This window comes from Sphingobacterium sp. UBA3549 (assembly GCF_002376635.1).
Taxonomy (GTDB): domain Bacteria; phylum Bacteroidota; class Bacteroidia; order Sphingobacteriales; family Sphingobacteriaceae; genus Sphingobacterium.
Map to the genome: position 1 here is coordinate 13,629 of NZ_DFOE01000039.1, position 21,355 is coordinate 34,983.

A 21,355-nucleotide genomic window follows, 5' to 3' on the forward strand; every position below is an offset into this window, starting at 1 on the left:
ATGCATTCACCGCTCCTTTACGACCATTTACCGACTTTTTTATTTTGTTTATCGAAATGTAATAAAATAGAACGCTGCGTTGTCTTACTTTTGAATCAGAATCTTAAAGGAAATGATGCAACATAATCAAGATCCTTGCGACTATAAGAAAAGAAACAAAAAACTAACACGATAAAGTACAATATTATGAAAACTTTAGTAAAGACATTCGCAGCAGCAGCATTGATTACAATATCAACTTTCGCAATGGCAGCTACCGATCCTGGAAAAGCATTGAACCTTTCCACAGCTGATCTGGCCATCGATAGTTATGTGTCCGTAATGACGGAAGGCGCTTCTCAGGGCGTAGAAAAGTTGTTCGCTCAGGAATTTAATCAGAAAATTCAAGGGAAATCAGTTCGTACCAACAGCCGTTCGGAAGTTATTTCGTTCCTGAAAAAACAAAAAGGCGAAAAATTGAACTGCAGGACGCATACTGAAGTTCTGGAGGAATCTGAAAACTATATGGTAGCACGTATCACCATGAAGTTTGACAATTTCATCAAAACAGATGTAGTGACATTGGTCAATGAATCAGGTACCTGGAAAGTTGCAAGCTCCGTAAACTCGTATAAATAGAAACTGTTTAATTAAATTCATATGTTTATTTTGGCCACGTCGGGATGATGTGGCTTTTTTTGTTGTATTAAGCACTTAAAAAGTGCCAAAATTATTTCTAAGCCATTAAAGGTAGTATACCCATTCTGTTGAGCTCCTATCGTTGATTTTATACTATGTAAAAGAAAGTAGTATTTCTTTTTGGGAGCACAATTGCTCTACTGCTTCTATGAGGATGGCGTTTAGTTATAAGATTATGTTGTTCTTTCTACGTGTAAATTGGGTTTTCAACAACGTTATTAACATGTTGTGGAAAACTAAAATTGCTGTTTTTGTCGAATACGTAATAAACATAAACGTTTTTTAACCAATTAATTTTTTAATTATCTTGCATATTTATTATTATTACCGTTATACAAGCAAGTATTTATGAAAGGTTATTTAAATTTTTGGGCGTCATTCGTCTGTTTTTTATTATTCAATTTTTGTTTATCAAACCTTTATGCTCAGGTTTCTTTTACCACCTATCACAAGAGAAATGATACCGAAACAAAGCATTTGGATTCGGCCTATTACACGCGGATAGTTAATATCGATGCATCTGGGAAGGATAAAGTTTACCGTGTCGAAGAATTTTATACGCGCAACGACTCCATTAAACTCAGTGGGATCAGTACGAGTCCTCTTTACCCGTTTAAATTTCGCGGGCGAAAATATGAATTGTATGAACAGGGAACGATAAGAAGTATCGAGGACTATAGCGACGACAGCGCGCTTGTAGATTCTGCTTTTTACTTTTATCCAGGTAATAAATTGGAAAAAATTGTTTTTTATCCGACTAGTTCAGCTAAAAAGGGAAAACTGAAAATAGGAGATCCTATTTATGTCGTATATTATGATTCACTCAATAATAAAACACTGGAAAATGGAACGGGTTTTATCCGTTTAAGTTATAGCGGGGGATATGAAGAGGGGAAAATGAAAAATAATTTGCGTGAGGGTGAGTGGAAAGGAAAGTCGGGAAAGGATAGTTTTGTTGAAACTTACACAAATAATCAATTAATTTCAGGCATTAAAACAAAAGGTTCGGGTGAAGTTTTCAAATATGATTCTTCCAACTTTATGAGTCCTCCCGATTACCCTGGTGGAATTTCGAGACTGATGGGCTTCATCGCGAGCAATTATGTCTTCCCAAGGGGCGCTATTAGTAATGGGGTGTCTGGCGTTGTAAGGATAGCGTTTGTGGTCGGCAAAGATGGTAACGTAAAGGATTTAGTTGTAGAGAATGACCTAGGTTTCGGAACAGGAGAGGAAGGAATTCGCGTGATAAAAAGAGCAGGAAAATGGAAGCCCGGCATACAGCGTGGAGAGGCCGTTAATGTGAAGTATACGCTTCCCATACAATTGCACTTATCAAATTAGGCCTATTTAGATCGTATAATTAGCGGATGTGCAAAAGTGATCTCAAAGAGCTGAAATCGCATTATGAAGATATATATGTAACAGCAGTTATATAGATAAATCAAACTAAAAATGGCTGTCCAAAAAAATCGGACAGCCATTTCTAGTTGTATCGTATACGTTATACTATTTTTTCAAGGCTGATGCCCCGCTGATAATTCCTTCTACTACATTCGGATCCTGTAGGGTAGAAGTATCTCCTAAATTGCTGGTATCGCCTTCGGCTATCTTACGTAAAATTCGACGCATGATTTTTCCTGAGCGAGTTTTTGGTAGATCATCGACAAATTGGATAATGTCTGGTTTTGCAATCGGACCGATAATACGAGAAACGGTTTCCATGATATCGCGTCTGGTCGCTTCGGCATCTGTGTGGTGATTGGCAATCACATAAGCATAGATACCTTGCCCTTTTACAGCGTGCGGATAGCCTACGATTGCAGATTCTACAACGTCAGCGTGCATGTTGATAGCATTTTCAACTTCAGCTGTGCCAATACGGTGACCCGAAACGTTGAGTACATCATCTACACGACCTGTGATTTTGTAATAGCCCTCCGGACTACGGAAACATCCGTCGCCCGTAAAATACATATCCTTATAGGTCGAGAAATAGGTTTGACGACAGCGGTCGTGATCTCCCCACGTCGTACGTAACATACCCGGCCAAGGGAATTTGATACACAGGTTTCCTGTGACATCATTGCCCTCGATTTCTTTTCCATTCTCGTCCATCAAAGCAGGCTGAATACCTGGCATTGGGAACATCGCATAACTTGCTTTCTCTGGTGTCACGCCCGCCAATGAAGTGATCAAATGGCCACCGTTCTCTGTTTGCCAATACGTATCAACAATAGGACAATTGTTCTTACCGACTTTCTCATTAAACCAGTTCCAGGCTTCTTCGTTGATTGGCTCTCCCACAGATCCTAAAACACGCAACGAAGAAAGGTTGTTTTTGTCTACAAATTCATCACCAAAAGCCATTAATGAACGTAGAGCAGTCGGTGAGGTATAGATAATATTAACGTTATACTTATCCACAATATCCCAATAGCGGCTCGCATCCGGGAAGGTTGGTATACCTTCAAACATCAATGAGGTAGCGCCTTGTGATAGGGGGCCGTAAACGATGTAACTGTGTCCAGTAATCCAGCCAATATCTGCTGTGCAGAAAAATACGTCGTTTGGTTGATATTGGAAAGTGTTCATGAAGGTATAACCGGTGTATACCATATAACCACCACACGTATGCACCACTCCCTTAGGCTTTCCTGTAGATCCTGATGTATAGAGAATAAACAGGGTGTCTTCAGCATCCATTTCTTCTGCTGGACACGCTGGATTTCCTTGTGTTTCTACTTTCTTGATCTCATCTTCCCACCATACATCACGGCCTTTGATCATTGATACAGGGGTGCGTGTACGCGTTAACACAATAACTTTCTCCACCGTATCACACTGCATCAACGCGTCATCTACAATATTTTTAAGTCCAATGGTTTTATTTCCGCGGTAACTGCCATCTGATGTGACAATCAGTTTGCATTCGGCATCTTCGATACGATCAGCAATAGAACGCGCTGAAAAACCTCCAAATACTACAGAATGTATAGCACCAATACGGGCGCAAGCCAATACAGCAATGACCAATTCGGGAACCATTGGTAAGTAAATACAGACACGGTCTCCTTTTTTGATGTTATTATTTTTAAGTACGTTGGCAAATTGCTCCACCTTTTGCAATAATTGCTTATAGGAAAGAATGCGGTGTGCTTCATTCGGATCATTAGGTTCCCAGATGATGGCCGGTTTATCTCCATTTGCATATATATGGCGATCAAGACAATTTTCTGTAATATTTAGTTTGGCACCCTCAAACCATTTGACATTGGGTTCTTCAAAGTTCCAATTTAGCACCTTATTCCATTTTCTCTTCCAGAAAAAATGATCTGCAATGCTCGCCCAAAACTCCTCAGGTTGTTCTACACTTCGCTTATATTCACTTTGATATTCTTCAAATGATTTTATTTGTAGGCTCATCGTTATTAGGATTATTATGAATTATTTTAATTTATATTGTTATCGTTGCGAAATTGTTTTTGGTATTTCGATTTCGGTGTACAATTTAGCGGTTTTTGCCCATTTTATCAAAAAAATGATGTTTAATATAATGTTAAACTACTTTTGTCTATCAAGATTGTTATCTTGCATCAAGATTTACCAAGATGTCTTTTCTGAGAAAGCTATTCTATATTACAATTTATACGAATCTTCTGATCGCTATGGCAGCCATGGCACAATGTGCACTGACTTACATTATTTTTGAACGATCCATCAATTGGTATATTGTGCTGGTGGAGGGAACAGCGACACTATTACTGTATAATTTTAGCCTATGGTGGTCCAAGCCCAAGAATCCAAAAGAATCAAAATTTCCCCGGACACGCTGGATCTTTAATCATGAATGGGTCATGTGGTTAAATAATGGTATAGCGTTGCTTGTGCTGGGGTATTGCTTGTGGTTTATACACATTTACTCTTTCCTTTTTTTGGGATTTATTGGAATCCTAAGCCTATTATACGGGATGCCACTATTTAAGTTCCATGATCGTAAAGTGGGACTTCGACAGATTCCTGGTGCCAAAATTTTTCATATTGCCTTAGTGTGGGTCTGCAGCAGCGTGGTGCTTCCTTATGTGGAACTGGTCAATGTAGGTGTCTCCATAGATCGTTGGGTCTTTATTGCGCTTTGTGGATTGAAGTTCATATTTTTGTTAATCTGTACATTACCATTTGATATTCGGGATATTCAACAAGATTCTTATTATCACTTACGAACTTTACCCAATATGTTGGGCGAACAAAAAGCAAAGAATTTAACCTATTTGCTGCTGGGCCTGCATTGTGTTCTGATCTTGACAGTACCTTATACTGTACCTATAAAAATTGGATTGATTTTGACAAACCTGCTCATATTTGCTTTGCTAAAACTGGCAGTTTTTAAAACAAAAGACCATTATCACTATGCTTATCTACTCGACGGTAGTTTGGTATTACAGTTTTTGATTGTTGTTCTACTAGTCATCTTTAGTCCAGCAGCATGAGTTTTTATCAGGGGCAGCAAAAATAGATTACTCGGACTTCATGTATTGAAGCTGCCTGCTGCACGAAAGATTGTGACCAATGAGCCGTGTAAAACTCAAGACGTCAGAAATGCAATGATCTTATCGGCGGTGATTTCTGATAATTTATAATAACTTTCAAATGTCCATCCGGCAACATGGGGAGATAAGATTACATTATCCCTGCGGATAAGATCTGCATACCAGACTTGTTCTGCTAGTGTTGGGAACTTTTCGACCGGCAACACGTCAAAAGCCGCTCCGAGAATGGCACCCGAATCAAGCCCCTTTAGCACTGCGGGTATCTGTACTATACCACCTCGTGCCCCCAGTAAAAAGAAAATAGGTTTTTCAAATCGAGCCAGATAGCCTTCATCAATCATTGCACATGTTTCGTCTGTTAAGGGAATATGAAAACTGAGTACATCAGCTTCTTTGTAGATTTTTTCCATGTCTGCTTCTGTTGCATATTGATCGGTATAGTCGATTCGATATTTATCATAAGCAAGCACCTGTACATCAAAGCCCGATAGTTTTTTTGCCATGGCCATACCATTGTGCCCATAGCCGATCAACCCTACAGTACGCCCCTTAAGTTCGTATCCACGATTGGCTTCACGCAACCACTGGCCAGATCGTATTTGTTGGTCGCCACGATTCAGATTGTTCATCAGACTAAGCAACATTCCGATCATATGCTCACCTACAGCATCCCGATTGCCTTCATTGGCTGGAATTAACTGCACAGCCCTTTGCGCAGCAATGACATCGTCAATATTGTCCATACCGGCCCCTGCGCGGGCGATAAAGCGGAGGTTGGGCGCTAGGTCAAAAAATGCTTTATCGACCTGAAATTTGGAACGGATGACCAGGCCTGAATAGTTAGAAATAATTTGCTCGGCTTCTGCTCGGCTGATAGCAGGCTGATAATCGTAATGGATACCTGCCTGCTCAAATTTCTCAAGCATGATCTCATGAATGTCGTCGACGATCAGAATAGTAGTTTTCATCCAATTATTTTTTATGTGGGAACGATAAATAAATAGTGCTTCTATTTCGTGTTGATTTTGTGCCCAGGGGCATGATTACGGTTAATCTGCATAAAATCCACAGACAGTAATTTGTTTAGCTGCTGTTGCTTCATGCGGTTCGGCATGATTCTCATGCAAAAATTTCGCATTCCTATCAAAAATGGATTTTCCCATTGTGCAATTTTGCCTATCCTCCAGGATGTATTGCAAATATAATTAACCCGATCCAATCGCCTTTTTTCGAATTGTTGGAAGGCTAAGGTAACCGAAGCTGCTGTTTGTAGCTCGTCCATCAGTACAGCGACATCTTCAATAGCCTGACAAGCTCCCTGCCCCAAGTTTGGGGTCGTGGCATGTCCTGCATCACCAAGCAACAGTATATTGTCAAATGCAAGCTGCTCAAGCGGTGCGATGTCGATAATATCATTTGCAATCAATTGACTATCGCTAGTCTCAGACAGGATCGTTGGAATAGGGGGATGATAGTCGCTGAAGTTGTCGAGCAGCTCCCTTGTTTTCCAATTTTTTAAAACTGGATTTTGTGCAGATGAATTAATGCAAGCGTACCAATAAATTCGGTTATTGACAAGTGGGGTCATTCCAAAACGTCCTTTCGCACCCCAGGTTTCCGTCCCTTTGTTGAGTTGTATGCTGCTATTGTCAATGGTGGCCCGCCAGCAGGTGTAACCCGAATAACGTGGTGCCGAACCGGGTATAAGTTGCTGCCGTAGGGGGGAGTGTACACCATCAGCAATTAAAAGGGCATGTCCGTTTGTATGGCTTCCATCGGCGAAATAAACTCGAATCTCTTCACCCTCTCGTTCGAAGGAAACAGCGCGTTTGCCCAGGTGGATCTGTGTGGTTGGGATTTTGGATAATAGAAATTGATGCAGGTCTGCCCGATGGATAGCGAAGTTGTCCTGTTGATATTTTCGGCTGATTGATCTGGTATCTGGTTCAACCAATATATTTCCCTTTTGATCCAAGACATGGTAGGATGCAAGATAATGTCCTATCGGAACGATTTCATCTTTCAATCCCAAATACGCTAAAGCCTGCATGGCATTGGCTGCAAGGCCAAATCCAGCACCTATGCCTTTAAGCTCAGCAGCACTTTCATATACCTGTGCTTCAATGCCCAGCTTTGCAAGCCCGATTGCAGCACATAATCCCGCGATACCTCCACCAACGATAATAAATGTGCTGTCTGCCGCCCGCATATTAAAGACTATTTGCTATTTCATTTGTTAAGCCCACAAAATCATCTACCGTCAGTCGTTCTGCTCGTAGTTCGTAGAGTGGATTATCGGACATTTTATCTTTGGGAACAACGCCTGAGAGTGAATTCCGGAGGGTTTTACGACGTTGGTTGAAACCTGCTTTCACAACGCGCCAAAACAGTTTCTCATCGCAGGCCAATTGATCCCGTTCATTGCGGGTCATGCGAATAACGCCTGACAATACCTTTGGAGGCGGATTAAATGCTCCCGCCTTGACGGTAAATAGGTATTCTACCTTATAGTAAGCCTGTAAAAAGACACTTAATATGCCATATTCCTTACTGCCCGCTTTAGCCGTACAGCGTTCAGCCACTTCTTTTTGGAACATACCTGTCATCTGAACGACACGTTGACGTTCATCCAAAATTTTAAAGAGAATTTGAGAAGATATGTTGTAGGGAAAATTGCCAATAACGGCCATTTTCTCGCCGAAGTATTGTGAAAAATCAAGGTTTAGGAAATCCCCATGAATTAACCTTTTGCCCAATTGGGGATATTTGTCATCCAAATAAGCGATGGATTCATCATCCACATCGATTAAATAGGTTTCGTATTCCTCTTTCTGCAACAGAAAATCCGAAAGTACCCCCATCCCTGGACCGACTTCAAGCACTTGGCTAAAACCCATTTTAGGATCCAATGCTTCCACAATCTTTTGTGCAGCATTTTTATCGTTTAAGAAATGCTGTCCTAAATGTTTTTTTGCTCTTACTGTACTCATGTTGCAAAAGTAATGAAAATTAAAAATTAAAAGTCAGAAATTAGAAGTCAGCAGTGAAAAGCTAAGCGTTAAAAAAGAGCAACGGGCAAAGAACAAGGATAAAGGACAATACCTAATACTAAAAAAAAATCCCTATTTTTGAATCAAAGCATTTAAACAGAATGAGCGATAAATTAAAAATCGGAATTACCGTAGGCGATATTAACGGCATTGGACTTGAAGTAATCATTAAATCTTTGGTGGATCAACGTTTGTGTGACTTCTTTACACCAGTGGTTTATGGAAACACAAAGGTTGCTTCTTTTCATCGTAAAGCGATCGGCGTAAATGATTTTAGCTTTAATGTTATTAATGATGCTGAGCAGGCGCATTCCAAAAGAGCAAATATGATCAATTGCTGGCAGGAAGACGTCAAGATTTCGCTGGGTGAAGAAAACGAAATTGGCGGTAAATATGCTTTCTTGTCATTAGAGAAAGCCGTTGAAGATCTAAAAGCGGGTAAAATCGATGCTTTGGTGACGGCTCCAATTAATAAGCACAACATCCAGCAGGAAGGATTTCAATTTCCAGGGCATACCGAATACTTGCAAGCCAAAGTTGGAGCCGATGATGTATTGATGTTTATGGTATGTGATGAACTGCGTATCGGCGTGGTGACCGGTCATATTCCTTTACATGAGGTTGCTGCTCAAATTACCGAAGAGGCCATTCTTAAAAAACTTGCGCTGATGAATGATTCGCTGAAGAAAGATTTTTGGGTAGAAAAGCCTAAAATAGCTGTTTTAGGGCTCAATCCACATGCGGGAGATCATGGCATTATTGGTACCGAAGATGATCAGATCATCAGGCCTACCGTAGAAAAGGCCAACGAACTGGGGATCTTCTGTTTTGGTCCTTATCCGGCCGATGGATTTTTCGCGAAAGGGGCATATGAGAAATTTGATGCGGTATTGGCGATGTACCATGACCAAGGGTTGATTCCTTTTAAACATATCGCTAAAGGTGCCGGTGTAAATTATACCGCTGGTCTACCTATTGTAAGAACCTCGCCAGATCATGGTACAGGATATGATATTGCCGGAAAAAATCTAGCTTCCGAAAGTTCTTTTGTAGAAGCTATTTTTTCCGCATTGCATATTGTAAAGCGTCGCCGTGAACAAGCTGAATTGCTTAAAAATCCACTTGCTTTCCGTAAATTATCCAAAGATAGGGATTAGGGAAAAAATTGTTACTTTTGCAAACTGTTTGGTTTTTTACCTGCTGTTTTGACTATGTACGATAATTTACAACATCCAATCTTTACCATCATTAAGGAACTCGCCGAGACAACACATACCGAATGTTATGTCATTGGTGGGTATGTCCGCGACTATATCATGAAGCGTCCTTTTAAGAATGATGTGGATATTGTTGTTGTCGGGAGTGGAATTGAATTTGCGACTTCACTGGGTGAAAAGCTACATACTAAAGTTGCCGTATATAAGAATTTCGGCACAGCAATGCTTGTGTATGAGGGCCTCAATGTGGAATTTGTGGGTGCACGAAGGGAATCCTACCGCGCGAATTCGCGCAAGCCTATCGTAGAAGATGGCTCCCTATCCGATGATCAAAATAGACGTGATTTTACGATCAATGCAATGGCCTTTTCACTGAATAAAGCTGACTATGGTACTTTAGTCGATCCGTTCGGAGGTGTACAAGATCTTGAACAGCGGATCATTAGAACCCCCTTGGATCCGATAGAAACGTTTTCGGACGACCCATTGCGTATGATGCGCGCCATTCGATTCGCCACGCAGTTGAATTTTAAAATTGCTATCGAAGCAATTACTGCAATTACCGATACCAAAGAGCGGATACAAATTATTTCCAAAGAGCGGATTATTGATGAAATCAATAAGATTATTCTTTCCCCAAAACCTTCGGTAGGATTCAAATACTTGTTTGATACCGGTCTATTGGAATTGATATTTCCGGCGATGTATAATCTACATGGTGTGGATATTATTGATGGCAAGGGGCATAAAGATAATTTCTATCATACGTTGGAAGTCCTTGATAATGTATGCGAATTATCAGATGATCTCTGGTTACGTTGGGCGGCGATTATGCATGATATTGCTAAACCAGCAACGAAACGTTTCGATAAAAAGCTCGGCTGGACTTTTCATGGCCATGAAGATCGTGGTGCCCGGATGGTTCCCAAGCTATTTGCTGAATTGAAGCTTCCGCTCCACGAGAAAATGAAATTTGTTCAGAAGCTGGTACAATTGCATCTTCGGCCGATTGTATTGGCACAAGATATTGTAACAGATTCGGCCGTACGCCGTTTGTTATTTGAGGCTGGTGACGACATTGAAGCACTGATGATGCTGTGCCATGCGGATGTGACAACAAAGAATGAGTTTAAAAAGAAAAAATATCGACAGAATTTTGAACTTGTCAAACAAAAACTGAAGGATGTCGAAGAGCGGGACAAGGTGCGAAATTGGCAGCCACCAATCAGTGGGGAGGATATTATGCTCTTATTCGGCTTGGCACCAGGACGTACCGTTGGACAGCTTAAAAATTTGATTCGTGAAGCTATTCTGGAGGGCGAGATTCCAAACTCCCGAATAGAAGCCTATCAATTTCTGGTTCAAAAAGCAGTGGAAATGAACTTGACAATCAAACAAGAAATCCCATTGGAAATTTCCAATTCTTAAAATATAGTATTATTTTTAAAAAGGTTAAAAGAAGAAAATAGTAGAGATGGCAATTTATAGATTTAGAGTTACTTTTGAAGATTATGAAGATGTGTACCGTGAGATTGACATGCCTTCTAAAAGTACATTTATAGACCTACATGAGGAAATCCATAAATCGACAGGATATAATGCAGATGCATCTTCCTCTTTTTATGTAAGCAATGATCAATGGAAAAAGGGAACTGAAATTGCATTCAAGCCTACTCAACGTAAAAAAGATGCTGAGGTATTGTTGATGGAGAATATCCGTTTAAGCAAGTTTATTGATGACCCACATCAGAAATTTTACTACGTTTACAATTTTGATCGCCCTTATGACTTTCAGGTTGAATTGATCAAGATTTTGAAAGAAGAGGACGGAAAGGTTTATCCTGCTTTATTTAAATCTATTGGACAGGTTCCTAAGACGATGACTGCGGCTAATTTCCCGGTAGCAGATGCTGTTGAAGAGGATGAATTTGTAGAGGAAGATGATACGCAATATGGTGTGGATGATGAAGATGAATTGGATGGCTTCGATAGTGATGGTGACGACGAGGAAGAGGGGGAAGAAGGTGAAGAGCGTGAAGAATCCACTGGCTACGAAGACGAATATTAATTAAGAAGACTTTAGAGGTTGTTTCAGCTTTTAAAGTGTTAAAATATGGCAAATAGAAAAACATTGATAGCCATTGTGGGGCCAACAGCTGTTGGTAAGACTGCAATGGCTATTTCATTGGCACAATATTTTAAAACAGCAATAATTTCTGCAGATTCTCGTCAGTTTTACCGAGAGATGTCCATTGGTACTGCAAAGCCAGATCCAGAGGAATTAGCTGCTGCTCCCCACTATTTTATTGATTCGCATACGATTACACAGGATTATTCTGCAGGAGATTTTGAGCGTGAGGCGTTGCTGAAGTTAGAAGAACTATTTCAATTACATGACGTCGTGATTATGGTAGGCGGCTCTGGCTTATTTGTGCGGGCGCTTTGCGAAGGATTGGACGATTTGCCTAAGGCAGGGGATGATGTCCGCGAGAGGCTTAATCATGAACTTGCAGTTTTAGGACTGGAAGTCTTAAAAGATCGATTGAAGACTATCGACCCGATATATTTTGAAACGGCCGATATGGATAATCCGCAACGTGTCGTGCGGGCTCTTGAAGTTTTTGAGGCAACCGGTAAACCGATGTCTTTCTACCACAAGAAAGATGTTGAGAGAAGGCCTTTTGATGTCCTTACGATAGGGCTGAATATGGACCGGGCGAAGTTGTACGAAAGGATCAATTCACGTGTAGATCTGATGATGACCAAAGGCTTACTGGATGAAGTGAAAGCTTTACTTCCTTTCAAGACGAAACCTGCTCTGCTTACAGTAGGTTATGCGGAATTGTTTGATTATCTTGATGGTAAGCAGTCTTTGGAGGAAGCAATAGCGAAAATCAAGCAAAATTCTAGGCGTTACGCCAAAAGACAGATCACCTGGTTTAAGAAATATGGTCGTACACATTGGTTTCTAGCCCATGAGACTGCAGCTATTATTGAATTTATCCAAAAGGAACTGGCTGGGCACATCCATAGGGATGCGGTGAGGTAGGGTTTTGTAAAAGTTATATGAATAGGAAATAAAAAAGCCTTGGTTATTCATAACCAAGGCTTTTTTATTTTTCCTGGAGGACTATTTTACTAGGTAGTTCCATCCATACGGATCTTCTACTTTGCCGTAGCGTAAATCATTAAGGTAATTCAAAACACGATTTGAAAATTCGCGGCCTTCGACTGGCGGCAAATTATAATCCTGTCCTTCAAAACCGATACGGCTGATATCTGTAATGGTGGCTGCAGTGCCCGCTGCGAAAGCTTCTGTCACGATACCTGCTTTTATACCATCAATTAGTTCTTGTACAGATACCTTTCTCTGCTCAGTTTTATAGCCCCATTTTTCTGCCAATTCCATGATTGTCCGACGCGTAACACCATGTAGGATTGTGTCGCCATGTGGAGTGATGATCGTATCTCCAATGCGGAAAATAAGATTCGCTGTACCGGCTTCTTCAATGTATTTGTGCTCGGAAGCATCAGTCCACATAATTTGGTCATAACCTTCATCATTTGCCAATTGTGTTGGATAAAGTGATAGCGCATAGTTACCGGCATTCTTAGAAAAACCGACACCACCTTCAGCAGCGCGTGTGTAGTAAGTTTCTACTTTTAAACTAATTGCTTTGCTGTAATATGCGCCAACTGGACCTGTGATAACAATAAATTTGTATGATTTAGAAGGGTGCACACCTAATGCTGCTTCTGTTGCGAACATAAAAGGGCGTATATACAAGGATGAGCCTTCTTTTGCTGGAATCCAATTGCGGTCGATGTCCAATAGCTTGCTTAAGCCATCCATAAAAATCTCTTCAGGTACCTCGGGCATTTGTAAACGAGCTGCAGATTTGTTGAATCTTTCCCAGTTCCTGTCCGGACGGAAAATGCTTACTGTTCCATCGGCAAATTTATAAGCTTTGATTCCTTCGAAGATCGCTTGACCATAATGTAAAGCGGACATTGAAGGGCTAATACTGATATCTCCATAAGGAACGATGCTGACATCTTTCCATTCACCGTCATCATAGTTTGCGACCAGCATGTGGTCGGATAAAATCTTTCCGAATTTTAGATTGTCGAAATCTACTTGCGAGAGTCTTGAATTTTGAGTTGGCTCTACGCGAATTGAATAGTTCTCTGTCGCGTTCATCTTATTTTTTAATTACATAGGCTAAGTTAGGAAAAAAATGAAATATAAGTCGCACGTATAGCTGGATAATTTGCAGGTATGGATATGCCTTTTATTTCGGACAGTTGTTCCCCATTTTACTACACTTTTTTTTGAAATGGAAGAATTTCGATGCATTTTTTAATGCGCATAAGTATTCATAATTAATAGTGTTAATTTTTTATTAATTAATGTCGGGTTTCAATAGTATGGCATAAAGTTTGGCTGTAAAGGATGCAACCATTTTGATGGGCTTTGTGGTTTGCAGTAACGCTATAAAATCACTTATCATAAAATAAACTAAGTATGGAATTGACTCACAGTCTTGACAAAGGTAATGAAGTAACATCTGGCGATGTACACACATTGTTACCGCGTGACGTTGAAGTTCAGAAGAAAGGTATTTCGATGAATTTTATCCTCGGTTTTTTTGTGTTTTTATATAAAACAGCAATTAAACCCTAACAAACCTCCACAATTGTGTAAGCTTTTGGGCTTATCACATCAAATGAACTCGCAGTAGTTTTTTCAACAACGATTGGATACCATGAGATTAGCCAAAATAAAAAGTCCAGGAAATTTTGGCTAATCTCCAGCCGGAGGCTAGGCTATTATTTCGGCCGTATGCTTCATCATGTTTCATGTTGTATCATGAAGTAATCATACTTAATGTATCATTTAGCTAGCGAGTAGTTTTAAGAGCGGGTCGATATATTCGCGATTATTACTCAATCTAGGAACCTTATTTTGCCCCCCGAGCTTACCGCGTGATTTCATCCATTTGTAAAATGTATCTTCGGGTGCATTATGAACGATGGGCTGGCGGAGAGCCATATCTTTAAAACGCTTGGCGTCATAATCCGAATTGATTTCACGGAGCTTCGCGTCTAATATTTCACAGAAACGCTTAAAATCATTGGGTTGTTGTTCAAATTCGATCACCCATTCATGTGCGCCAGCTTGGGCATCTTTAAAATATACCGGTCCTGCCGTATAATCTTTTATTCGAGCTTGAGTCAGTTTGCTCGCTTCGGCCAGTGCCTGTTCGGCATTGTCTACGATAACTTCTTCCCCAAAAGTATTAATGTATTGTTTGGTGCGTCCGGAGATCTGAAAACGATAAGGGGATAATGATGTAAATTTTATGGTATCCCCGATTTTATAACGCCAAAGACCTGCGTTGGTCGAGATGATCAATGCATAATTTTTACCTAGTTCAACCTGATCCAAGCGTAGCGTTGACGGATTTTCTTCCTGCATTCGCTCTGTAGGTAAAAACTCGTAATAAATACCATAATCCAACATGAGTAGGAGATCTTCCGAATCAGATTGGTCCTGTAAACCAAAATAGCCTTCTGAAGCATTATAATTCTCCAAATAATACATGTTGTCTGACGGGATCAATTTTTGGAATTGTTCACGGTAAGGTTTGAAGCTCACGCCCCCGTGTCCATAAAATTCGAGATTTGGCCATATCTCCAGTAAGTTGTCTTTACCTGTAATTTCAAGTATACGTTTGGCCATAACGATATTCCAAGTGGGTACACCTGCCAGGCTCGTTACGTTTTCTTTAAGCGTGATTTGAGCAATTTGCTCAATTTTTTCTTCAAAGTTTGGGTTTAAAGTTACTTCCATATTTGGTGTCCGTTTAAATTCGGCCCAAAAAGGCAGATTCCGAATGAGAATCGACGAAAGATCACCATAATAGGAATCTGGACTAAAATTGTTTATTTGTGAAGAACCACCGATAACCACCGATTTCCCTGTAAATACACGGTTTTCGGGCCTATTATGGCAATAGATTGTCAACATATCCTTCCCCCCCTGGAAGTGGCATTCTTCGAGTGCTTCTTCACTGACTGGAATAAATTTGCTTCGATCTGAGGTAGTGCCCGAAGACTTCGCAAACCATTTGATATCCGATGGCCACAGAATATTTTGCTCACCTTTAATCATACGATCAACATAACCCTTAATATCGTCGTAGTCCTGTATAGGGACACGTTCTTTGAAAATTTCAGGCGTTAATATACTTGTGTAATCGTATTTTTTTCCCCATTCTGTTGCTTCCGCAGTGGCAATTAAACTTTGAAACCATTCTTCTTGAACATCATGCGGATATTTCATGAAAAGTTCAATCTGGTGAATTCTTTTTTTCATGAACCAAGTAAAAATGGAATTTAATAAGGCCATAGGGGAGGTTTGTCTTTAATTTTTAAAATTTTTTCCTTCTTAACTCAAAATGTCGACCGAGATAAAATTTACGGGCAAGCTCATTATCCGCAATCTCCTCAGGTGTACCCGTCAGCATAATCTTTCCTTCGGTTAGCAGATAGGCCCTATCGGTGATTGATAATGTTTCCTGCACGTTGTGATCGGTAATTAAGATGCCGATATTACGGGTTTTGAGTTTGGCCACAATCGTCTGAATTTCTTCCACGGCGATTGGGTCGACCCCTGCAAAAGGTTCATCCAAAAGAATAAAGGATGGATTTGCAGCTAATGCCCGCGCAATTTCGGTACGTCGACGTTCGCCACCAGATAACAAATCACCTCTGTTTTTACGGACACGGTGTAGGCTGAATTCTGTGAGTAGTTCTTCCAGTTTTGCCAAACGTTCTTCTTTATTCGGATAGTGTATTTCTAATACAGCCAGGATGTTGTTTTCCACAGAAAGCTTCCGGAAGACCGATGCTTCCTGAGCGAGATAACCTATCCCACGTTGAGCGCGTTGGTACATCGCATCTTGCGTAATTTCCTGATCGTCGAGAAATACTTTACCTTCATTGGGCTTAATAAGACCAACGATCATATAGAAAGAGGTCGTTTTTCCAGCTCCGTTCGGGCCCAATAACCCGACGATCTCTCCCTGCTCTACAAAGAAAGAAACATCGTTGACAACGGTGCGCTGTTTATACTTTTTGATAAGATGTTCTGCCTTTAAAATCATCTTCGTGGAATATCTATTGTTGTGTAAATATATTTAATATCTTCTTACTCTTGCAATACTAATACTTAATCCCTTTGATGTTTAGCTGTAAGTTCTTTTTGTTGCGCCACACATTCTCTTCGATGCTGTAGCAGATATCGAAACTTTGTCCAGAATTGATATGCGTGATATGTTCTGCCAATCCAAAACCAATGCAGTCAAATGCCGGAGAGTCTTCCTGCACAATGGTCATCTTAAGATGATTGGTACCTACTATAAAGGCTTGTCCTACTGCATTTACCTTTTTACTGAGGAAAATAGGGGATTCATTTTGGGGACCGAATGGTTCAAATTGCTGGAGAATACGGAAAAACTTAGCGTCGATATCTTTCAGTGCTAACTTGGCATCTATCAAAATTTCTTGCGTCAGCATTTCTGGACTGATACGTCGTGATACCACTTCTTCAAAACGATCTTGGAAGAGGGTGACATTATCTAAGGACATGGTTAGTCCGGCAGCATATTTATGTCCGCCAAATTGTTCCAATAGATCGGCGCATTCGCTTAACGCTTCATATAAATCAAAACCCAATACCGAACGGCAGGAACCGGCGATATGACCATTTGTTTCGGTCAATATAATTGTCGGTCGGTAATATTTTTCGGTCAGACGGGAAGCGACAATCCCAATGACGCCTTTGTGCCAGTCGGCTTTATACAGTACGGTGGATTTGCGGCTTTTAAGTAGAGCGTTATCTTCAATGAGAGCCAACGCTTCTTCTGTGATTCTGAGATCGAAGTCTTTCCGCACATTGTTTTGATCATCAATGCTCGAACTGAAGTCTTTTGCTTCTTGCAGTGATTTGGAAATCAAAAGTTTGACGGCGTCCTTGGCATGATCTATTCTGCCCGCGGCATTTATTCGGGGGCCAATCTGGAACACGATGTCATTAACGGTAAAAATCTTCGTTCGGTTATTGGATAAGTCAATCAGCGCCTTCAATCCAACACAGGGATTCGTATTCAGTTTAATGAGGCCAAAGTGGCTGAGTATCCTGTTTTCACCGGTAATAGGAACAATGTCCGAAGCGATACTTACAGCGACGAGATCCAAAAACTGATAGCAGGCATTGATATCCATGCCGTTTGTCAATATAAAAGCCTGAATAATCTTAAAGCCGATTCCACAACCTGAAAGTTCTTTATAGGGATATTCACAGTCTATACGCTTGGGATCTAATACAGCATAAGCTTTAGGAAGCTCTTCCCCCGGAAGGTGATGGTCTCCGATAATGAAATCAATCCCCTTGCTGTTTGCGTAGTCTATTTTATCGATTGCCTTGATACCGCAGTCTAATGCGATAATTAAGCTGAAACCGTTTGCTGCGGCGTAGTCGATTCCTTGCGTCGAGATGCCATAGCCTTCGGCATAGCGGTCTGGAATGTAAAACTCCAGCTGGCTATGGAATTCCCTGAAAAAACTATAAACAACGGCTACAGCGGTTGTACCATCCACGTCATAGTCACCATAGATCAGAATTTTTTCTTTATTACCAATAGCCTGAATAATACGTGTAATGGCTTTTTCCATGTCACGCATCAAAAATGGATCGTGCAAATCCGATAATTGAGGTCTAAAAAACTGTTTAGATTCGTCAAAAGTCTCAATCCCTCTGCTCGCGAGCAACTCTGCCAATACAGGGTTTATGTTTAATTCCTCGCGCAGTTTATTGGTTATTTTGACATCAGTTTTAGATTTTAGTACCCATCTTTTTTGCATATCTTTGCACAATATTTTAAGTGTAAATATACGTTTTAAGGCTGGACTTACCTAATTCCTAAACCGGGTATTGATTCGCCGTTGCTTAACGTGCATATTCCCAATGTTTTAAATATGGTACAGGCTTATTCTTTATACGAAGGTTCTTTTTCGGTAGATAAAAGCAGAAAATTTGTTCCCTTTGATCCGTCACTAGATGACCCTCAGGACCGTCCGGGCGCTATGTTTATCGATGTTCATCCTTTCTTGATCCAAACCGATGCCGGACTCGTACTCTGTGATACTGGGCTTGGTTATACGGATAAAAATGGGCGGTTACAGCTGTATGATAACTTACATAAATTAGGATACCGGCCTGATGATGTAAAATATGTATTGATGTCCCATTTGCATAAAGATCATGCCGGTGGCATGGTGACATTTGAAAGTGGAACAGGTCGGATTGCATTTCCGGAGGCCGAATACATTGTGCAACGAGGTGAATGGGAAGATGCCTACTCGGGAATTTCCAGTTCATACCGGACCGAGATTTTTGATGTGATTCAACGCAGCGGAAATTTGGTACTGGTGGAAGGTGAGGGGAAAATAAATGATGAAATCAGCTATGCGCTTAATGGTGGACATACCGCACATCACCAGGCATTTCATATTCAAACGGATGACCAGCATTATTTCTTTGGCGGAGATGTATTGCCTGAGCCCGAAGAGATTTTCCATAACTATGTGGCAAAATATGATTTTGACGGCCGGCGCTCTAAAGCGTTACGTCAGGCGTACTGGGCAGAGGGTGCCCCGGCAGGCTGGGTCTTTTTATTTTACCATTCAAAAAATATCACGATCGGGCACAGTCAGCTCCGGGAAGATGGTACTTATAGGCTGATTGATGCTGCCTTGCGGGAATAAAAAAGGCGGGTCTATTGGGTTCATGGATACCGTGCCATAGGTAAGAATGTTTGTTTCCTGTGTTCTTTTTTGCTACTTTAGGGTAATTTGCGCCTTGTGAAGACATCCTGTTAGATATTGAACGATTCGTTTAAGATTTATTTTTTGGGTAGATTTGTGTTTTAGTAGCTAAGTAAGGATGCTGTTTTTTCTGTAAGTCTTTGTTTTATTGGCTGGAAAGCATCTTCAGTTTGCTTTCATAAAGTTCGTTTATAAAAAATTATGAAGGTTTTTTTATTATTGGTATATATTTTAAAAAGAAGATTATGTCTATTGTAAGAGAGTCCGATCTGATTGGAATTGGTAAAAAATTTCAAATTGAAACCGATGCGGGAGATAACATGGTTGTTGTTATCCATGACGATGGCAGACGGGAACTTTATCGTTATGATGACGAGGAGCATGAGTCACGTTGCGTGATGACACTTAATGACGATGAGTCCCGTCAGATTGCGGGAATCATCGGTGGATTATCTTACAAGCCGAAGGCTTTGGAGACGATTGAAGTTGCTCTGGACGATTTGCGCATTGAATGGTATAAAGTAGAGGGCAAAAATGAAGGTGCAGGAAAGACAATCGGGGAGTTGGAAGTTCGTCAGCGCACTGGTGCATCGATTATTGCTGGTATACGGGATGATGATACGGTTATTAATCCAGGACCATCTTATTTGATTAGCCCAGGTACGACACTGGTTATCGCGGGGAAAAAGAATAATATTAAACTTTTAAAGGAAATTTTACTGTAATTTATGCTATCACATACCTTAATTCTGGAAATTGGAATCGCTGTAGGACTTGTTGCCATTGTTGGCCTAATTGCCAATAAGCTTAAGTTTTCTGTTATTCCTTTTTTCATCATTATAGGAATGGTTTTGGGACAGCACGCCCCACAGGTCGGCATGGTGGATTTAACATTTACAGAAAGCAAGCCCTTTATCGATTTCATGGGCCGTTTGGGGGTTTTATTCCTACTGTTCTATCTTGGTCTTGAGTTTTCAGTCAATCGGCTTATTAAGTCTGGTAAAGCCATTGTGACAGGGGGAACCATTTATGTTTTATTGAACTTTACTTCAGGACTATTGATCGGTTGGTTGATGGACATGCCATTTAAGGAAATGATGGTGCTGTGCGGTATTATGACTAGTTCCTCGACAGCTATTGTTGCAAAAGTTCTGACTGATCTCAAACGTACTGCCAACCCCGAGACAGAGGTCATCATGGGCATGATTATGTTCGATGATTTGTTTATAGCGATGCATATCTCCTTTCTTTCAGGCCTGATTCTTACGGGGAGCAGCTCTTTTTGGACGGTGGCTGGAACTTCTTTACTGGCCTTGGGTTTTATATTGGCATTTTTGATTTTAGGCAGAAAACTGGTGCCTGCAATTGATCGTTTATTGAAGGAGAAAACCTCTGAATTATTTATATTGATCATCTTTGCGCTGCTTTTTATTGTAGCGGGATTTTCCGAAACGATACACGTTGCAGAGGCTATTGGTGCATTGATGGCTGGATTGGTGCTTGCAGATTCTCAATACATTAAAAAAATTGAATCCATGGTACTGCCCTATAAAGATTTTTTTGGGGCCATGTTTTTCTTTAGTTTCGGATTATCCATTGATATTATGTCGTTAGGAGGTGCCGTTTTTTGGGCTTCGATCGCAGCGTTGGTAACCATGATGGGTAATCTTGCTTCGGGATATTTTGCGGCTAAATTTTCGGGCATGAAGCCTAAAACTTCTTTTGATATCGGCTTTACCTTATCTGCGCGGGGCGAGTTTTCTATTATCATGGCAAATATTGGTAAAGCGGGGGCTTTATTACCAGTGATCCAATCCTTCGTGGTTGTTTATGTCCTTATTCTTTCAATTGTATCGCCCCTATTAACTAAAGAGTCGCGAAAGCTGTGGAAAACACTTTTTGGAGCGGATCCCAATAGTGCTAAGCCCTTAAAGAAGCTGAGCGATCTGGAAAATAATCAGAAGCTTTAGAG

At 40.6% G+C, this 21,355-nt stretch carries 19 protein-coding genes; 11 read left to right on the top strand and 8 right to left on the bottom strand.

Annotation, left to right across the window (positions count from 1 at the left end; genetic code table 11):
* Positions 1-186 precede the first annotated feature (186 nt).
* Entirely contained in the window at positions 187-618 is a 432-nt protein-coding gene (locus tag B2W36_RS21995; protein ID WP_293889582.1) for a nuclear transport factor 2 family protein, read from the top strand.
* A gap of 408 nt (positions 619-1,026) precedes the next feature.
* Positions 1,027-2,019, top strand: a complete 993-nt coding sequence (locus tag B2W36_RS22000; protein WP_293889583.1) for an energy transducer TonB — start codon at positions 1,027-1,029, stop codon at positions 2,017-2,019.
* Between the two features lie 165 nt (positions 2,020-2,184).
* On the opposite strand, the gene acs is transcribed toward B2W36_RS22000, so the two are convergent.
* The gene (acs, locus tag B2W36_RS22005; RefSeq protein ID WP_293889584.1) at positions 2,185-4,101 is read right to left on the bottom strand and encodes an acetate--CoA ligase; all 1,917 of its coding nucleotides are present in this window, start codon (positions 4,099-4,101) and stop codon (positions 2,185-2,187) included.
* A 185-nt stretch (positions 4,102-4,286) separates the two neighbouring features.
* On the opposite strand from acs, the gene B2W36_RS22010 reads away from it, so the two are divergent.
* A complete protein-coding gene (locus B2W36_RS22010) occupies positions 4,287-5,165 on the top strand; it encodes a hypothetical protein (RefSeq protein WP_293889585.1) in 879 nt (292 codons plus the stop codon).
* Between the two features lie 95 nt (positions 5,166-5,260).
* On the opposite strand, the gene B2W36_RS22015 is transcribed toward B2W36_RS22010, so the two are convergent.
* Genes B2W36_RS22015 through rsmA form a run of 3 tightly spaced genes read right to left on the bottom strand, consistent with a single transcriptional unit; the run spans position 5,261 to position 8,215 of the window.
* Entirely contained in the window at positions 5,261-6,193 is a 933-nt protein-coding gene (locus tag B2W36_RS22015; protein WP_293889586.1) for an NAD(P)-dependent oxidoreductase, read from the bottom strand.
* Between the two features lie 41 nt (positions 6,194-6,234).
* Complete coding sequence (locus tag B2W36_RS22020; protein ID WP_209580415.1) at positions 6,235-7,434, bottom strand: FAD-dependent monooxygenase; 1,200 nt, start codon at positions 7,432-7,434, stop codon at positions 6,235-6,237.
* Between the two features lies 1 nt (position 7,435).
* Entirely contained in the window at positions 7,436-8,215 is a 780-nt protein-coding gene (gene rsmA, locus B2W36_RS22025; protein ID WP_293889587.1) for a 16S rRNA (adenine(1518)-N(6)/adenine(1519)-N(6))-dimethyltransferase RsmA, read from the bottom strand.
* 161 nt (positions 8,216-8,376) lie between these two features.
* Between rsmA and pdxA the strand changes: the two genes are divergently transcribed.
* The 4 genes from pdxA to miaA are packed head-to-tail and all read left to right on the top strand — an operon-like array spanning position 8,377 to position 12,541.
* Positions 8,377-9,432 (top strand): 4-hydroxythreonine-4-phosphate dehydrogenase PdxA, encoded by a 1,056-nt coding sequence (pdxA, locus tag B2W36_RS22030; RefSeq protein ID WP_209580420.1) that lies wholly within the window; start codon positions 8,377-8,379, stop codon positions 9,430-9,432.
* Between the two features lie 54 nt (positions 9,433-9,486).
* Positions 9,487-10,920, top strand: coding sequence for a CCA tRNA nucleotidyltransferase (locus B2W36_RS22035; RefSeq protein ID WP_209580421.1), 1,434 nt, complete (start codon positions 9,487-9,489; stop codon positions 10,918-10,920).
* Positions 10,921-10,966: 46 nt separating this feature from the next.
* Positions 10,967-11,560 (top strand): IS1096 element passenger TnpR family protein, encoded by a 594-nt coding sequence (locus B2W36_RS22040; RefSeq protein ID WP_209580423.1) that lies wholly within the window; start codon positions 10,967-10,969, stop codon positions 11,558-11,560.
* Between the two features lie 45 nt (positions 11,561-11,605).
* Complete coding sequence (gene miaA / locus B2W36_RS22045; protein WP_293889588.1) at positions 11,606-12,541, top strand: tRNA (adenosine(37)-N6)-dimethylallyltransferase MiaA; 936 nt, start codon at positions 11,606-11,608, stop codon at positions 12,539-12,541.
* An 81-nt stretch (positions 12,542-12,622) separates the two neighbouring features.
* Here the strand turns inward: miaA and B2W36_RS22050 are convergent, their stop codons facing one another.
* Positions 12,623-13,693, bottom strand: a complete 1,071-nt coding sequence (locus tag B2W36_RS22050) for a branched-chain amino acid aminotransferase (protein ID WP_209580427.1) — start codon at positions 13,691-13,693, stop codon at positions 12,623-12,625.
* 324 nt (positions 13,694-14,017) lie between these two features.
* On the opposite strand from B2W36_RS22050, the gene B2W36_RS22055 reads away from it, so the two are divergent.
* Positions 14,018-14,176 carry a hypothetical protein gene (locus B2W36_RS22055; RefSeq protein WP_209580429.1) on the top strand — a complete coding sequence of 53 codons (159 nt, stop codon included), beginning with the start codon at positions 14,018-14,020 and terminating at the stop codon, positions 14,174-14,176.
* Between the two features lie 213 nt (positions 14,177-14,389).
* On the opposite strand, the gene B2W36_RS22060 is transcribed toward B2W36_RS22055, so the two are convergent.
* The 3 genes from B2W36_RS22060 to recJ are packed head-to-tail and all read right to left on the bottom strand — an operon-like array spanning position 14,390 to position 18,420.
* Entirely contained in the window at positions 14,390-15,904 is a 1,515-nt protein-coding gene (locus B2W36_RS22060) for a GH3 auxin-responsive promoter family protein (protein WP_209580431.1), read from the bottom strand.
* Between the two features lie 22 nt (positions 15,905-15,926).
* Complete coding sequence (gene lptB / locus B2W36_RS22065) at positions 15,927-16,661, bottom strand: LPS export ABC transporter ATP-binding protein (RefSeq protein WP_209580433.1); 735 nt, start codon at positions 16,659-16,661, stop codon at positions 15,927-15,929.
* 58 nt (positions 16,662-16,719) lie between these two features.
* A complete protein-coding gene (gene recJ / locus B2W36_RS22070; protein ID WP_209580435.1) occupies positions 16,720-18,420 on the bottom strand; it encodes a single-stranded-DNA-specific exonuclease RecJ in 1,701 nt (566 codons plus the stop codon).
* 114 nt (positions 18,421-18,534) lie between these two features.
* Here recJ and B2W36_RS22075 point away from each other — a divergent pair, with 114 nt between their 5' ends.
* From B2W36_RS22075 to B2W36_RS22085, 3 genes are all read left to right on the top strand, one after another.
* Positions 18,535-19,323 (top strand): MBL fold metallo-hydrolase, encoded by a 789-nt coding sequence (locus tag B2W36_RS22075; protein WP_293889589.1) that lies wholly within the window; start codon positions 18,535-18,537, stop codon positions 19,321-19,323.
* Positions 19,324-19,628: 305 nt separating this feature from the next.
* A complete protein-coding gene (locus B2W36_RS22080; protein WP_046672804.1) occupies positions 19,629-20,108 on the top strand; it encodes a cation:proton antiporter regulatory subunit in 480 nt (159 codons plus the stop codon).
* A 3-nt stretch (positions 20,109-20,111) separates the two neighbouring features.
* Positions 20,112-21,353, top strand: a complete 1,242-nt coding sequence (locus B2W36_RS22085) for a cation:proton antiporter (RefSeq protein WP_293883714.1) — start codon at positions 20,112-20,114, stop codon at positions 21,351-21,353.
* Positions 21,354-21,355 lie beyond the last annotated feature (2 nt).

Coding starts and splice junctions, on each gene's coding strand:
- B2W36_RS21995 (WP_293889582.1), top strand. CDS start 187: ATGAAAACTTTAGTAAAGACATTCGCAGCAGCAGCATTGATTACAATA.
- B2W36_RS22000 (WP_293889583.1), top strand. CDS start 1,027: ATGAAAGGTTATTTAAATTTTTGGGCGTCATTCGTCTGTTTTTTATTA.
- acs (WP_293889584.1), bottom strand. CDS start 4,101: ATGAGCCTACAAATAAAATCATTTGAAGAATATCAAAGTGAATATAAG.
- B2W36_RS22010 (WP_293889585.1), top strand. CDS start 4,287: ATGTCTTTTCTGAGAAAGCTATTCTATATTACAATTTATACGAATCTT.
- B2W36_RS22015 (WP_293889586.1), bottom strand. CDS start 6,193: ATGAAAACTACTATTCTGATCGTCGACGACATTCATGAGATCATGCTT.
- B2W36_RS22020 (WP_209580415.1), bottom strand. CDS start 7,434: ATGCGGGCGGCAGACAGCACATTTATTATCGTTGGTGGAGGTATCGCG.
- rsmA (WP_293889587.1), bottom strand. CDS start 8,215: ATGAGTACAGTAAGAGCAAAAAAACATTTAGGACAGCATTTCTTAAAC.
- pdxA (WP_209580420.1), top strand. CDS start 8,377: ATGAGCGATAAATTAAAAATCGGAATTACCGTAGGCGATATTAACGGC.
- B2W36_RS22035 (WP_209580421.1), top strand. CDS start 9,487: ATGTACGATAATTTACAACATCCAATCTTTACCATCATTAAGGAACTC.
- B2W36_RS22040 (WP_209580423.1), top strand. CDS start 10,967: ATGGCAATTTATAGATTTAGAGTTACTTTTGAAGATTATGAAGATGTG.
- miaA (WP_293889588.1), top strand. CDS start 11,606: ATGGCAAATAGAAAAACATTGATAGCCATTGTGGGGCCAACAGCTGTT.
- B2W36_RS22050 (WP_209580427.1), bottom strand. CDS start 13,693: ATGAACGCGACAGAGAACTATTCAATTCGCGTAGAGCCAACTCAAAAT.
- B2W36_RS22055 (WP_209580429.1), top strand. CDS start 14,018: ATGGAATTGACTCACAGTCTTGACAAAGGTAATGAAGTAACATCTGGC.
- B2W36_RS22060 (WP_209580431.1), bottom strand. CDS start 15,904: ATGGCCTTATTAAATTCCATTTTTACTTGGTTCATGAAAAAAAGAATT.
- lptB (WP_209580433.1), bottom strand. CDS start 16,661: ATGATTTTAAAGGCAGAACATCTTATCAAAAAGTATAAACAGCGCACC.
- recJ (WP_209580435.1), bottom strand. CDS start 18,420: ATGCAAAAAAGATGGGTACTAAAATCTAAAACTGATGTCAAAATAACC.
- B2W36_RS22075 (WP_293889589.1), top strand. CDS start 18,535: ATGGTACAGGCTTATTCTTTATACGAAGGTTCTTTTTCGGTAGATAAA.
- B2W36_RS22080 (WP_046672804.1), top strand. CDS start 19,629: ATGTCTATTGTAAGAGAGTCCGATCTGATTGGAATTGGTAAAAAATTT.
- B2W36_RS22085 (WP_293883714.1), top strand. CDS start 20,112: ATGCTATCACATACCTTAATTCTGGAAATTGGAATCGCTGTAGGACTT.